12 protein-coding genes are annotated in these 15,122 nt (G+C 46.2%); 4 read left to right on the top strand and 8 right to left on the bottom strand.

Translation table 11 applies throughout. The features are described 5' to 3' along the window. Nucleotides 1–83: 83 nt before the first annotated feature. The 4 genes from NFS35_RS17700 to NFS35_RS17685 form a co-directional block, all read right to left on the bottom strand. Entirely contained in the window at nucleotides 84–2,741 is a 2,658-nt protein-coding gene (locus tag NFS35_RS17700; protein ID WP_251208440.1) for a GH116 family glycosyl hydrolase, read from the bottom strand. A gap of 170 nt (nucleotides 2,742–2,911) precedes the next feature. After that, on the bottom strand, nucleotides 2,912–4,681 hold the full coding sequence (locus NFS35_RS17695; protein WP_251208439.1) for an extracellular solute-binding protein: 1,770 nt from the start codon (nucleotides 4,679–4,681) through the stop codon (nucleotides 2,912–2,914). A gap of 65 nt (nucleotides 4,682–4,746) precedes the next feature. After that, complete coding sequence (locus tag NFS35_RS17690) at nucleotides 4,747–5,655, bottom strand: carbohydrate ABC transporter permease (protein ID WP_330640314.1); 909 nt, start codon at nucleotides 5,653–5,655, stop codon at nucleotides 4,747–4,749. Nucleotides 5,656–5,685: 30 nt separating this feature from the next. Next, a complete protein-coding gene (locus NFS35_RS17685; RefSeq protein WP_251208438.1) occupies nucleotides 5,686–6,621 on the bottom strand; it encodes an ABC transporter permease in 936 nt (311 codons plus the stop codon). 398 nt (nucleotides 6,622–7,019) lie between these two features. Here NFS35_RS17685 and NFS35_RS17680 point away from each other — a divergent pair, with 398 nt between their 5' ends. After that, a complete protein-coding gene (locus NFS35_RS17680) occupies nucleotides 7,020–8,123 on the top strand; it encodes a substrate-binding domain-containing protein (RefSeq protein WP_251208437.1) in 1,104 nt (367 codons plus the stop codon). A gap of 42 nt (nucleotides 8,124–8,165) precedes the next feature. On the opposite strand, the gene NFS35_RS29340 is transcribed toward NFS35_RS17680, so the two are convergent. Beyond that, entirely contained in the window at nucleotides 8,166–8,306 is a 141-nt protein-coding gene (locus NFS35_RS29340) for a hypothetical protein (RefSeq protein ID WP_330640313.1), read from the bottom strand. A gap of 333 nt (nucleotides 8,307–8,639) precedes the next feature. On the opposite strand from NFS35_RS29340, the gene NFS35_RS17670 reads away from it, so the two are divergent. The 3 genes from NFS35_RS17670 to NFS35_RS17660 all read left to right on the top strand — a co-directional run bounded on the left by NFS35_RS17670 (nucleotide 8,640) and on the right by NFS35_RS17660 (nucleotide 11,408). Further along, nucleotides 8,640–9,368: a LytR/AlgR family response regulator transcription factor gene (locus NFS35_RS17670; RefSeq protein ID WP_251208436.1), complete on the top strand. Its 729-nt coding sequence runs from the start codon at nucleotides 8,640–8,642 to the stop codon at nucleotides 9,366–9,368. Nucleotides 9,369–9,770: 402 nt separating this feature from the next. Further along, nucleotides 9,771–10,787, top strand: coding sequence for a sensor histidine kinase (locus tag NFS35_RS17665; protein ID WP_251208435.1), 1,017 nt, complete (start codon nucleotides 9,771–9,773; stop codon nucleotides 10,785–10,787). 162 nt (nucleotides 10,788–10,949) lie between these two features. Further along, nucleotides 10,950–11,408, top strand: coding sequence for a hypothetical protein (locus NFS35_RS17660; protein WP_251208434.1), 459 nt, complete (start codon nucleotides 10,950–10,952; stop codon nucleotides 11,406–11,408). A gap of 371 nt (nucleotides 11,409–11,779) precedes the next feature. Here the strand turns inward: NFS35_RS17660 and NFS35_RS17655 are convergent, their stop codons facing one another. The 3 genes from NFS35_RS17655 to NFS35_RS17645 all read right to left on the bottom strand — a co-directional run bounded on the left by NFS35_RS17655 (nucleotide 11,780) and on the right by NFS35_RS17645 (nucleotide 14,871). Then, entirely contained in the window at nucleotides 11,780–12,625 is an 846-nt protein-coding gene (locus tag NFS35_RS17655) for a FlxA-like family protein (protein ID WP_251208433.1), read from the bottom strand. 135 nt (nucleotides 12,626–12,760) lie between these two features. Further along, nucleotides 12,761–13,600, bottom strand: coding sequence for a sensor histidine kinase (locus NFS35_RS17650; RefSeq protein ID WP_251208432.1), 840 nt, complete (start codon nucleotides 13,598–13,600; stop codon nucleotides 12,761–12,763). A 497-nt stretch (nucleotides 13,601–14,097) separates the two neighbouring features. Beyond that, entirely contained in the window at nucleotides 14,098–14,871 is a 774-nt protein-coding gene (locus NFS35_RS17645; protein ID WP_251208431.1) for a LytR/AlgR family response regulator transcription factor, read from the bottom strand. Between the last annotated feature and the right edge of the window lie 251 nt (nucleotides 14,872–15,122).

Raw genomic sequence — 15,122 nt, 5'->3', positions numbered from 1 at the left:
GTATCCGCCAGACTCCCAAAGAGCCTGTCACATGCTGATATCTGAAAATTTCAAGGCCTGTCCTTTTTTCTCTGTCCGGCTCTTCACAGGCCGCCCGGCGCTGTCCCTGCCATGGCCAGGCACAGGATGAGGGCCTCCCCGCTGTTTAAGGTGATTCTTTCCGCCGGCATTATAGTGTTTTCTTCCCGCTGGAACGCTATTTCGGCTCCGCCTGCAACGAGCCTTTCCGGCATGCCGCCTTTCCGGACCTGCAGCTTCTCCACTTCCATCTTCCCGTCCAGGACGCACAATTCCACACGGTTTTCCGTTACTTTCAAAACGCCGTAGCCGAAACACGTGAACCAGGGAATCGTCAGCGTTTCCTGCTTTGGAGCGATGGTGACCGCCGCCCTTGCCCTGTCATATCTGAATCCGCTCAGAGAGAGCATCAGCGTCCACGCCGCCAGCGGGCGGTAATAGTGTCCGCCGCATTCCTCATGATTGAAGATTCTGCCCGCCTGCACATAACGGCCATCGACATTTGCCGCGATCGCCCTTGCCCGCTCGAACTCGCCCATCTCCAGGTACATGCCGGAAAGCGCGAACTCGATTCCGGACCAGTTGGACTCTACCTGAACATTTCCGTATGTATATAAAGTCGGCTTCTTTCCCTCCGGATAGGAGGCGTTGATCAGGCCGCCTTCTTCCGTGTAGTTGTGTCTCCACACCTGATCCAGCACCTTTGTGATATATCCGTCCTCCACATAGCCCGGGATTCCCATTATCCTGCAGTACCATGCGGCGTCCAGCTGCCCGCTCATCAGGCATTCGTCACGCTCATCCCCATCCATCCACAAGCTGAAATATTCACCGTTCCATAGCTTTTTGAAACTCTCTTTACCTTTCGCAAGGATTTCCCGCCAATGGGCGGCCAGCTCCTCCTCCTGCATTTCTTCAGCCAGATGCACAGCGGCTGTCAGCGATGCCAGCCACAGGCCCGCGATATAGGAAGGGATTCCCCGAAATCTCCATGCGTCATAGGTATTTGCCCGGGTGTCGTGGTCCGGAAGTCCGTCCTTGTCCGCGTCAAGCTTTTCCGTGCTGGCCATGGCTTTTACCACCGGCTCCCACATCAGCTTCAGGTACTCTCTGTCCCCGGTCCACATATAGTCTCTGCACACCATCAGAACAAACTGCGGGTTCATGTCCACACGGTCATAGCCCCCGTCCACATGCTCAAAATCCGGGCGGAAGAAATGATGGACTCTTCCGTCCTCGCGTTGGAACCTCGTCCCCATTTCCATCTGCCTCAGCTGCAGTTCCGGGAACAGCGCCAGAATCATATAGGAACCGTAGTAGGTGATGTCCATGGTATGGAACCCGCAGCTTCCCAGACCCTCCCAAATCCCGAAGTCGCCGTTGCAAGCCCACCAGGAGCATTTTACAAGAGTGCTGAGCTGAATCACCCAGTTTCTCGTAAATTCCGTGGGAGCGGAACAGTTCTGAAGCGTCTCGGAGAACATCCGGACCCTGCCCTGGATTTCTTCCGCATTTTCCGTCAGATATATGGCCGCGTCCTCGGCATTTTTGCACCAGCATGTATATTTGTGGCCCACATAACTGTTTTCCGTGCTGATGTGATTGGGGAAATTCCAGGTCACCAGGAAAGTGACTGTCCTGCTCTCCCCCGGCTGCAGGATGACCTTGCTGCAAAGCGCCCCGTCGCCGAAGCCTCCGCAGGGCATTTCTTCCAGATTCCTGTACTGCCGCAGCAAAATCCCGAGAAATTCCCTCTTTCCCTCCGCCGTCTCCAGAATGTCCGGGCGCACCTCCGTCAAACGTTTCCATGGTCTGTAGCCGCTGGCAAGCTTTTTCACGGATTCCAGCATTTCTTCAATCTTTTCTTCGCCCAAATCCTTTAAGGCTTCCAAATCCGGCATATGAAGTTCCCCATCCGCCTCTTCCCATCCCAGATTCGGAAGCTCGCCGTAATCCCGGAAACCGAACAGACAGGATTCCTCCGAACAGCCGAACGTCCCTCCGAGCACATAAGCCCCAAAAAATTCCGCATAATCGCCTTTGATATAGCTGGGAACGCCGTCAAGCACAGAAAGCGCCATGCTTCCGTTTTGTTCCGCCTTTATATCGGAGGAGCTTTCCATGAGAAGGGTCGTCCTCTCGCCGACGGTTTTGACGGTATTTTTCAGCTTCCTGTCCGCAAGCCCCCTGTTCACCGGGTTCTTCAAGGTACCCATCAGGGAAACCTCGGCCGTTTCCGAAGTCTTGTTCTTCACCTGGAAATTCACATAAAATCCGGGCATTCCGCTTGTCTTTGTATCACGGGGCACAAAAGGCGACATAAACTCTGCTTTCAATTCAACAGGCAGGCCCGGATCCTCGTACTCCATATGGCAGATTGGAAAATCCGGCGTCCAGCGGATGGTCTCGACATTTTTTAAAAACGAATACATCACCGAACGGAAGCCGCCGATTTTCCTCCCATGGGATAATTTTCTCACAACCGGCTCTCTTCCTTCCTGTTTAGCCCTCACATAGAACGGCAGCACATCCTGATCGTATTCCGGAAGATTCCCCTTGTTATGTTTCTCCGGATCAGATGCCGCCCAGAGGCCAAGGTTAAAGATCTCCCAGTCTTCAAGACTACCATTCTGTCTTATTTCTACGCTGCCTGTTCCGATTCCGCCCAGAGCCATTCCATGGAGTTGCTCCTGCTTCTCTGTAACTGTCCGCACTGCTCTCATCTGTTTTATTCCTCCTGCCCCCTTCTAATTGATACATGGACATCCCTCTTATAAAATATAATTCTCCTGCATAAACTTGTCAATATTTAGATTGTTCCGCTTCTTTATTGCATATTTTCAGAGCAGGAAAAGGAGCTCTATCAAATAGAACTCCTTTTTAAGTTGACCGCTTACTCCAGATAATCCGAGGCCTCTTCCAGAGCCTTATCGTACTCTCCGGTCCACCATTCGACGAAGTCGTTGCTTCCTATATTTTCCGCTTTTTCAATCATCTCTGCTTTCAGAGCCTCATACTCGGCATCATCCTTGGCGAAGGCCATCTTCCAGGAATTTGTCGTGACCACATCGCCGACTCTTGCCGCAAGCTGTTCCATATCGTCTGTCAGGATAGGATAACCGACAAACTGGAACGGTATCAGCAGGTTATTCTTTGTGAGGTAATCGATGGAATCAACCGCGTCATAGTCTTCCTGCCACATATCTACCAGTTTCGTATCCTTAGGAGCATATTCTTTCTTCTCCCAGAAGCTGTTTCCGATCGGAGTATTATTTAAGTCAGGATTCTGCGTCGTGATGTGGAGCGCGGCCCATGTCTGAGGACAGCCGTCATAAAGCCCTTTTCCCTCGGGAAGCTCCTTTTTGCCATCCTGCATGTACTCATACCCCTCTTCCGTCACATAGGGATTGCCGTTCTCATCCACATCCCAGGTAATTCCTTTCGGGCCGTTGCGCTGCAGCATGGCTCCGTCAAAGGAGAACATATAGTTGATGAACCGCATGGCCGCCTCCGAGTTCTTACACGCCTTACTTACGGAAACGGTCCAGGTTCTTCCGATAGGCTGCAGGCCCTCCGTAACGGTGGGAGAATCCTTGACGAACACAGGCATATGCCCGATCCCTTCTTCCTGTTTTTCAGGTGTCGCGAAATCGCTGACGCCCCAGTTTCCAAGCCCCATCAGGACACGGCCGGAGCCCATCTTGTTGGTCGCGTCGTCAAAACGCTGTGTCATGGAGTCAGGATCCAAAAGCCCCATCTGGTTGGCCTGATACAGGAAATCAATGAACTTCAGGTAAAGGCTGTCCTCATCCAGGATAGAACGAACCTTGGGCGGATTGACATTGTAATCGATTTCAACAAGAGTACCCTCAATCATCTCAACACCGGAGAACTTGCCGGCAAACATGGCAAGACACATAAAGGTTCTGTCCCAGTCTTTCCAGATAGAAAGTCCGTAGACTTTCTGCCCATCGGCATTCGCAGGCTCGATCTCCTGCATCTGTTGCAAGACAGAAAGATAGTCATTCAGAGAGGTAATCTCCGGGGAGCCGATCTGTTTATACAGGTCGTAGCGGAGCCAGGGTTCCTTATCGCCTCTTGTTTCCATGAATAACTTGGCGTCGGTACCCACGGTATAGGCTTTGCCCTTTCCGCAGCTGAGCTTGTCCGCCGCGTATCTCAGCGGAATCTCAGCATTGGCATACAGGTCGGGAAGAAGCTCCTTATAGTCATCGTATGCCAGAAGCATATCGCCCATCACAGCGTTTTCTACCTGTTTGTAATCCTTGAAGCATACAATATCAGGAAGTTCTCCGCTGCCCATCAGGGCATTCAGTTTCTGCTCGCCCTGATCCCCGCAGGGAATCAGCTCGATGGTAACGCCGACCTGACGTTTTACCTCTTCCGCCCACCATCCCTCTACAACTCCGGAACTGTTGGAGGGCAGACTGAGCATCTGCAGTTTCACGATTTCATCGTCGCCGGCGTCATCCGTATCCGCTTCCAATTCCTCTTTCGGCTCTGCCTGGGATTCCGTCTTCGATTCCGTCTCCGGAGCCTGTCCCTCTCCCGCGTTATCGCTGCCGCATGCCGCCAAAGAACCTGCCAGCATAGCCGAGGTCAGCAATAAAGCCCAAAAACGCCACTTCTTTTTTGCTTTCATACCTTTTTCTCCTTTTCCCTTTTTTATATTTGATATCAGTGGGCTCACCGATAACATATATCCCATCAGCCTTTTACCGATCCGATCATGATACCGTTCACGAAAAATCTCTGAAAGAACGGATATACAAAGAGAATCGGCAGTACGACTACCATGGAAACCGTCATTTTGACCGAAGTCGCGGTAAGGATAGAAGACATATCCACCCGCACTCCGCTCTCTGACATCTTCATCAGCGAATCTGCCAGAGAATTCGCCTCGTTCATATACTGATACAGCAGATACTGTAACGTGAATTTAGTGGAATCCGTCATCAAGAACAGAGTATCCGTAAAGGAGTTCCACTGCCCCACGGCGGCAAAAATCGCCGTCGTCGCCAAGATAGGTTTGCTCAGCGGTATTATGATTCTGGTGAATCTGACGAGATACCCCGCACCGTCCATGGCCGCGGATTCCTCCAGGGACGACGGGATGCTCTCCACATATGTCTTGTACAGAATCAGGGAGAACGGTGCCACGATGGCCGGAATCACATACGCCCAAAAGCTGTTGGTCAGGCCCAGATTCTTCATATTGATGAACCATGGGATGATGCCGGCGTTAAAATACATAGTGATGACCACATATCTATACCATATCTTTCGATGCCAGAACTCCTGCTTGCTCAGAGCATATCCCAGAAAGGACGTGCCGATCAAAGTTCCGGCCGTACCCAGAACAGTCCTTCCTACGGAAACCAGCGCCGCCAGTCCCAGTCCTCTCATCTTCAGAATCTCCACATAGTTGTTAAAATGAATTCCTTTCGGTGTCAAAAGAATCTGCCCCTTTGACACAAGGTCATTCGCACTGATGGTGTTTATGAACAGATAGTAAAAGGGGAGCACGCAGATAATAGTGAACAACCCATATACCGCATAATTGACGATATTAAAAATCAAATCTCCAGCAGTTCTCTTTTTTCCCATCGCTTTCATAACCGGTTACCGCCCGCCTTTCCTTTGTAATCAGAATATGGACTCTCCGCGAGTCAGTTTAGAACTCATGTTCGCCACGAACAATAATGTAACGCTGACAATAGATTTCAGGATACTGACTGCGGTAGAGTAAGAATAGTTGATACCGACCATACCCTGGTTGTAAACATAAAGGTCCAGCACCTCAATATATTCCTTATTCATTGCATTTTGGAAAACAAAGTACTGCTCCATGCCGTTATTGACCAGATTCGCAATGGAGAGGAGAAGCAGCACAAAATAGGTCGGAAGCAATCCCGGAATCGTGATATGCCAGATTTTCTGCATCCGTCCTGCCCCATCCACGGCTGCCGCTTCATACTGCTCCTGGTCGATTCCCGTCAGCGCCGCGATATACATGATGGCGCTCCAGCCCAGCCCTTTCCATGTCCCCCACAGCCACATACTGAGCCATACATGTTTGCCGGAAGCCAGGAAATTAATCCCCTCGTCCAGGATGCCCAGGTCCATCAGCAGTCTGTTGACGAAACCGTCATTCACGGAGAACATGGCATAAGCCACGGAATACACCAGGACCCAGCTGATAAAGTTAGGAATCGTGGTCAGGGTCTGCACCGCCTTTCGGTAGTGCTTACTCTTGATTTCTGCCAGAAAGACGGCGAACATCATGGGCAGGCCGGAAGTCGCGATGCCGATCAGGCTCATGCCCAGGGTGTTTTTCATCACTCTGACAATATCCTCCAGCGCATATTTGTCAGCGAACATCCGGGTAAAATTGTCTAGTCCCACGAATTTACAATCCAGCAGCGCCCTGCCGGGCTTGTAATCGAACAGCGCATAGACCCATCCGTACAGCGGCAGATAAGAAAACAGGAAAATCAGTATCAAAAAGGGAAGCGAAAGCAGCCACAAACGAAATCCTCCCTGATCGATCAATCTTGTTTTCTTTTTACCTTCACTCTTCATGTCCTTTCCTCCTTATCCCTGACACCGTCTGCTTTTGCATTTTATTATTCCATTTTATTGCTTCCTTACTTTTCATGCATCAAAAAGATATGTTATATATTGGAAATTATTTTATTTTGATATCTAAATTTTATTATATGAATTTTTATTTGATATGTTTAGATTATAGATATGTCCGTCTCTTTTGTCAATATAACTGAATAAAATTATAATTATTTGTGCATTTTATACATTTTATAGCACTTATTTTATCATATATGTCCATGTGTTTTTGCATTTCGTCTTTATTTGATATATCTTTCTATGTCCACTCTTCTTTCTATTGACATATTTCTTTTTATGCCTTATGATAATACTATAACCAATATTTGTTATAAAACAGAGGTGAAAGCGTTATTATGAGTGCCAATCCCGATTCCCCCAAAAAATTGTACGAAATCATCATCGACTCTATATTAAAGAAGATAGATCAGAACCAGTTTTCTTTTGAGACGCCGATCTGTACCGAGATTCAGCTTATGGAAGAATTCCAGGTCAGCAGGATTACGGCCAAGCGGGCCATTACGGAGCTGGAATATCAGGGCATCCTGTATCGGAAAAGGGGAGTGGGCAGTTTTGTGGTCAGGGATATTTTTCAGAAAAGGGCGAAAATGAGCAATCCTGCCAGCAATACACCTGCAGTTTTCGCCTTTCTGCTTCCCTATACTTTCAAACAGAATAATATTTTCAATATGATTGCGAAAATCAATGCGAAGTTCAATTCCTCCAACTGTTTCCTGTCGCTTTTCATCACTGACGGAAACCGTTCCAAGGAACGAATGATTCTGAAGCAGCTTTTGGAACAGAATATAGCAGGGATACTCCTTTATCCGGCATCCACGGATCTTCACCTGGATCTTTTAAACCAGTTTGTATTCCGCAACATCCCCGTAATCATCAGCGATCAGCCTGTGACTACTCCTTATCTATACAATATTCTGTGCGATAATGTCATGGGAGCCCGAAAGCTGGCAGAGCATTTAATCTCTCTGGGGCATCGGAAAATCTGTTTTTTCTCCGAAAAAAGTATAGCGAGCGTGCCCTCTGTGGCAGAGCGCCTGGGCGGCTATCTGGAGGCGTTGCGCTGCGCAGGCCTTTCCGCGGAACCGGAATATATCATTCCCAAAGCAACGGAGTCAACCGCGGAATCTTTCCGGGAATATATCTGTACACTGAAAAGCAGCGGAGTCACAGCCATCATATGCGAAAATGACGGAGTGGCTTCCGGTCTGATTGAAGCGTGCAGTTCCCTGTCGCTGAGAGTTCCGAAAGATATCAGTATATGCGGCTTCTGCAATGATTACGATAATATAACGTCCATCTATCAGAATGAAGAGCTTATGGGCGAACACATCGGTGACATCTTTCTGGAATCACTGACGCCCGACCGAAATCTCCCACATAAAATTCTGGTACCGGCAACTCTTTGCGTAAAGGCGTCTACGGGCCCCTGTCCTGATTAGCTCAGAGGCCAAAGACCTGTTCCGGCCATTCTCCCGATGCGGTCATCCGGGCATGAGCCGGAACCAGCGACCGGAGCCTCTCCCGCAGAGAGGCTCCCACTCCATCCCATTTACCGACACCCTGCCTGATAAAGCGCCGTCCTCCACAAAACGGGGAATCAGACCATTGACCAGTTTTGTCACCGTTGTCTTGCCATTGTGAACCGTCTCCCTTACGCTTCATTCCTCAGTTCCTGCTCCGGGATGTCCTTCTCCGCAAGGATGATTCCCTGCATCCAGCCCTTCATCAACCGATACACCAATCATAAGCCCTATGCCTGATATCCCCGTCACACCCGGCATCGTCTGAAGCCGATTCCATAAATAATCAGCCCTGGCAGAAACATCATCCAGAAATCCTTCCTTGACTAACATTTTTTCTGTCCAGTTGTGCTGTCAAAACATGTTTTCGTGCAATCGGTATTAGACATAATTTCATTTTTTCCGATATTTTATGTGAAAGCCAAAGGAGGGCATATGATAAAAGTTGCAATATGTGATGATGAAAAGAACATAAGAAGCTACCTTGCTTCGCTTATCAGAGGGCAGAAAGCGGAATGTGAAATTACGGAGTATGCTTCTGCTGAAGAATACCTGTCAAGCGGCATGGGGCATGATTTGCTGTTCCTGGATATAGCGTTAGAGGGTTCTGCGTCCGGCATGGACGGTATGGGAATGGCAAGGCGGATCAGGGGCATGGAACAGATAAAACAGCCCGCAATCATTTTTGTTACGGGATATGAAAAGTATGTCTATGACGCTTTCGAAGTGGAAGCGTCGGGGTATCTGGTAAAGCCTGTGAATGAGCGGAAATTTGCGGAGGTCTTCAGCCGGGCGCAGGATAAGATTTTATCCGAAACGGAGCAGAAAAAGAAAACCCTGTTTATCCAGTACGCCGGGGCAAACAAAGCCATACCGTTAGACCGTATTTATTACATGGAAAGCCGGAAGCACAAGGTAGTGCTTTATATAAAAGACGGGGAACAAGCCAGCTTGCGCAGCCTGGAATATTATGCAAAAATCGGGGAGCTTGAGGAAGAATTGCAGGGGCAGTTCTGCCGCATACACAAAGGCTATCTTGTCAACCTCTCCTGTGTGGACGAATACAGCAGGACAGAAATAATGCTTGCAAACGGGGATAAGCTGCCCCTTTCCAAATATAAGTATGAGGACTTTGTAAAGGCATATCTGCGCTTTATGCAGTAGGAGGGACAGACATTGAGCGAAGCAGGTTTTAATTTGATTATGAATATCATGTCCGGCATTCAAGTGTTTTTATATGCTGCCTGTATGACGGCTTTTTTCTATCCATTTATGGCAGGGAAAAAGGAACGGAGGAAAAGCAGAATCAAAAAAGCGCTTATGGTTTTTGCGGTTTATATGGTTATGTATTTTATTGGCATGACAACGGCTGTTTACGGATGGCTGTGCATGATAATTGTAATTGTCCTCTTGGCGGCGGCTTCAAAGTGTTTGGATATGGGGAGGGAATTTACGATTCTTTTGGGTGTGCTTTTCTTTTGTGCCAGAAAGTTAAGTGCGCTGATTATGAGAAGCGTAAGTTTTCTTGTAGACAAACGCCTGGAACAAAAAGCGGAAACCTTGGAAATGACTAAAAACATTTTCAGCCGTGCGGCATCAAACTATGCTTTTGTTGCGGTGTTGCAAATGCTCCTGCTCTCGGTTATGTTGTGCGTCATGGGGCGGCTTTTGAAGAAAAAAACAAGAAAGCTGCAGATAAAAGAATTGTGTTACATGCTTTTGACCCCGGTAACAGGGATTTTGTTTGTAAATATTATTTTTAATATTCTGCTAATTGTGAATGAAAACACGATGATACAACTTTATGAACAATTCCCGGTATTTCTTGGGATTGTGCCTGTGGTTGCCGCCCTGTTCTATGCAGGGATTTTGATTACGATAGTGTCTTATCAGAAAATGATACGCTTGCAGGAGGAAAGGGAAAAATATTTCGTGGAACAGCAGCAGGTTCACGCAATACAGGAACGAATGGAGGAAGTGGAGCAGTTTTATCATGGCATACGCCAGATGAAGCATGAAATGAAGAACCATATGACGAATATCAAAGGGCTTGTCAGAAATGGCAGCTATGGGGATATAGAGCAGTATATAGACCATATGGACGAAAGCATGGATGTATTTGAGCTTACCATTAAAACCGGAAATACTGTTACGGACGTGATCGTGAATGACAAGCAGAAAGCCGCAGAGAAACAGGGAATACAGTTCCAGTCGGCGTTTTCCTATCCAAAATCGGACGGCTATAATGCCTATGACATAGGGATCATTATTAACAATCTTCTGCAAAATGCCCTTGAAGCCTGTGAAAAAATGGCAGAGGGGAAAAGATACATTTATCTTTCCGGCAGGCAGAAGAAAAAGTTTTATATGATAAATGTAAAAAATTCATTTGAGGGGGAGGTGACATTTGACACAAAAACCAATCTTCCGCTTTCCACAAAGGGAAGGGATACAGCCCTGCACGGCATTGGTTTATCCAATGTAAAACGTGAAGTAGATAAATACATGGGAGATGTGGATATTAGGGCAAGGAAAAACGAATTTAGCGTAGCTGTGTTGTTACAGGAAAGGAGAAAGAAATGAGTAGTTTGGGAGTATGTGGTGTTTTAGGTGCATACCAATATGCAAACAGGACACAATTGCAGTAAAACCAAATATGCCCGGACTTATCATAAGGGGGCAAGGGCGGCTCTGAATGACAGAAGAACCGCAGAAAAAAATTGATGACAATGGAGGATTTGAAAAATGAGCGTAAATGGAATTGGATATAATTATTATCAAAGCAATGTAGCGGCAGATAGACACAACAAGAGCAGGGTCGGACAATTTTACCCACAAAAACAGGAAACAGAGGTGTCTGCACCCGAAGATACAAGGCAGAATGCCAATGTGCAGGATATTTATAAGGCACTTAAATCAAAAAATCCATTATTGGAGCAGGAGGAGGATGTATCAGATGAAGAATTGAAGCAGGAAGATAAACAAGAATCTGAATCAAAGACAGAAATCATTGTTAAGCCAGACGGTTCAAGAGTGCTTGTAATGACAATGAGTATCGGGGGAATGGAAACAACCATGAGCTTAGAAATTTCTAAGCCGACAGAAGCACCAAATGAAAATTCGGAGCATGATGCCAATAATACGCCTACGGCTGAAAATGATACTGTATCAAATGAAATGTCGAATGTTTCAAGTGAAGCATAGAAAATGTACATAATTTTAAACTTGTCATTTCCTGCTCTGGAATTCTTGAAAATTTATCCGGCGCAATATGAGCAGTTATTTATTACATGGTGTACTAATAAACATCGGGGAACTGAAAAATATGCTTTTTTCAGTTCCCGTCTCACTCTATGGGAGTCAGTCATTCTTGTCTTTGTTCCCGGCTTTATCCTTTGCTTTTTCTTCTTTCAATTTCTGTTCCCAATAGGATTTATCCGTTACCTTATTATACTGCATAACGCTGAATACTGCCTAATGCAATCATGCGATTGAACCAGTCAGCGTTATGCAGTCTGGTTTCATTGCAAGTGAAATCGTTAAGCAGTATAATTTCTGACATATAGAACCACCTCCTACAAGCGCACATCCACATGGGTATAAACTGCTGCCTGTGCTGTTGCAACTTCCGGAACGGCTGTTTCAACAGGCTGTACATTTCCCGCCTGTGTACTGTCATCCCGCTGTACATTCTCCTCATTTCCTGTCTGTGACTCGGCGCCAGATACACTATCCTGTGCATTTTCTCCGTTTGTACTGCTTTCCTCTGCCTTTTCGGTTGTATTTTCTGCCCGATATGTTTTTTCCTCTTTTGTACCAGAAGTCTTATTTTCATTGCGCTCTGCCACGGCAGCTTCTTCCATAACCTTATTTGCCTCTGCGAGCGTATTCATTTGTGAAACTGTTGCATTCTCCGCTTTCTGCTCCAGTTCCGCAATTTCCTCTTTCTTGGCTTCCACATTTCCTCCACCCTGCTTGACTTCTGCTTTCAGGACATTCGCCCTGCCTTCCAGTTTTGTTGCCACGCCACCCTGCACTCTTGCCTGCTTGATAGATGTATCCGCAGAAAGCATTGCTGTCATGCTCGCCTGTGACAGTCCTGCGGCTTTTTCTCCTGCTTTTGTTTTCACCCCGCCGGGCAGATTGTCCTTCGAGGAAGCTCTCTCCTGCTGTTTTTCTTTTCGCTGTTCCATCTGATGCTGCCTTAACTGCATATTCAGGTCACTAATCTGCTGCTGTATCTCCTGCCGTTTTTTCATCTTTTCTTCTAATGTCATTTCCTCATTAGAAGAAAGTTCCTGCAACTGCTTCTGTGCGTTGGCAATCTGGTTCTGGATATTCCGGCTGTATGAGTCTGTTGCCTGATTCATTCCCATCTGCCCCATTTGTGCGTTTGATCCACTGATACCATTAATTTTCATTGTACCTGTCCTCCTTCAAAAATTTTGAAAGCCATTTCACATAAAAAAATCCTGCTCTCTATCAATTTTATCGGGATATCATTTGTACGGATAAAGCACCATGTTGTGAGTCACCCTCATTCCGTTGTAAACCCCTTACGCAATCTGAAGCATAATCCCTACCGTAACCTCATTCTTATTTTGTTCAAATGACAAATCCCCCATATACTTCTTAGCCACCCTGAGCATATTCTTTAAACCGATTCCATGCCCACCGCTTTTTTTGGTCGTGTATGGAAATCCGTCTGGATTGATGGGAAGTTTCCCTTCAAAGCTGTTGCTGATAATCAGCATAAAAATACTGTTCTTGCGGAATGCCTGAATCCTGATATACGGATTTTCCCCATTTACCGACTCCATGCAGTTATTCAACGCATTATACAAAATGACGCTGACATCAAAGGCATCCAGTTTTGTATTTTCCGGATAACGGAAGTCGCTTTCAAATCGGATTCCACGCATCTGAGCCTCTTTTTTCTTTTCTAAAAGAATCATATCCGTAACCGGATTTCCTGTCCTAATCTCGGGTGTAAGTTCCTGCCATTCTATTTTCAGTCTCTTAAGATATGCCGAAGCCTCGGCGGTGTTTTCTGTTCCCATCAAACGTTCTATCATCTGGATATGGTTTCCCATGTCATGGCGCAGGGAACGGATATCTCCATACAGCTTTTCAATCCCCTTGATATGCGTTTTTATATTGTCTATTTGGCTTTCCAAAAGTTCATGTCCGGACTGTTCTTCCTGTGAAGTTTTCCAATGCTGGAAGATAATAATTGTCACAAGGATTGCCATTACGGATATCAGATAGTATAAAAAACAAAGTATATCAAAAAATCCCGTCATTTCGGATTTAATCTGGTAAAAATGGAATATTGCATAACCGGCTATCCCTGACAAGGACGGCACAGTCAGCATCACAAGTTCCCTTCTTTCCATATATCTGTCCTTGCTTTCATACGCCCTGTTGACTGCCCGGACAGATAACAGCAGAAACAGAAAACTAAACAGTATGCCCAGAATTCTTACTGCCACATACAATCCGTAATACAACCAACCCAAAGCTGCTATCTGCGGGTTTAAAAGAACAATGTCAAAAAAATGGTCTATAATTCCTGCCATAGAAGCAGACAGCCAACGCAGTGAAAAAAAATTAACAGACAAGAATATCTTTTGGTTGATATTGCGCCTGTCCTCTGCGCACATCACGGCAAATGCCGCTAATGTACCTATGAAATATGCAAGGATATTGTCTATCTGGGGCGGCATGATATATAAGACCGTCATCACCACACCATACACTGTACCTGCCTTAATTGCTTTGCTTCTGCCCAGCATATAAGGCGATACAAATATTCCAAGGCATATGCCCACAACACCAAGCTGCGCAATAATTGATACATAAGACGTAATATTCCAACATAATTCTACCGGACTCACCTGATCTCCCTTCCTTTCCTCTGGTTATATTTCAGATATTGCTTCACAAATTTCGGATAATTCTGCTTTGCAATCAACGCTGTCCCGTTTTCCATAACAGCAGACACAGCATCATACCTCAGCACATACTTAAAATGAATCAGATACGACCTGTGCGGCCTGAAAAAATCCTCTCCAGCTTTTTTCTCCAGATCGGACAGTTTCCCATAATATTCCGTATCGCCGTTTATGGTATGAATGATGACTTTACGGTTGAACACTTCCGCATAAATAATATCCTTAAACAATATTTTTGTATGGACTCCCCCTGCCTGTATCATCATGTAGTCTCCATCATCCCCATCTCTGCCCTTATTCCTGCGTCCGATTCCCAACAGCGCATTTCCAAAAACCTCATCGAATTTATCATCAGATAAAGGCTTGACCAGATAATGAAACGCCCCTACGTCAAATGCCTGAAAGACATATTCCGGAGCCGCTGTAATAAATATGATGAGTGTATCCTTCCGCTGCCTACGAAAAAGCCTTGCCGTCTCCATACCATCCATCTCTGGCATCTGTATGTCCAGAAATAAAATGTCCGCCTGCGTATTGCCTTCCAACAGCTCCCTACCGGAAGAAAACTGTTCTATCACCGCAGAAGGGAGCATATTCTTTATTTTTTCCTCCAGCAGGTCAAGCATAAATGCCTCGTCATCACAGATTGCCACACAGACGGTATCTTTTGCGGTTCGTGCATCAGCATATGTCTGGCTGGTAAAGTCCTCCATAGTTTCACATCTCCTTTATGTAAATAAATTTCCTGTAGTCAATGCCAGATGATAAAAACAACATTGCTTATATTATATCGTAAAAACTGCTTTTGTCTGATACGGTAAGTTGTAAACAGACCTTGTTTTGTTGTGAAAAATTATTACCTCTGCATCACGGAAATGTGCATAACTGGCTTATCCTTAAGACATTTTTATCCCCATCTTTTTGAAACTGCCCGTATCCTTGGTGTTTAAGTACAAAAAGATGA

Source organism: Acetatifactor aquisgranensis (genome assembly GCF_943193215.1).
Classification (GTDB): Bacteria; Bacillota; Clostridia; order Lachnospirales; family Lachnospiraceae; genus Acetatifactor; species Acetatifactor aquisgranensis.
The sequence above is the reverse complement of the archived record's forward strand: the minus strand, read 5'-3'. Positions and strand labels throughout refer to the sequence as shown.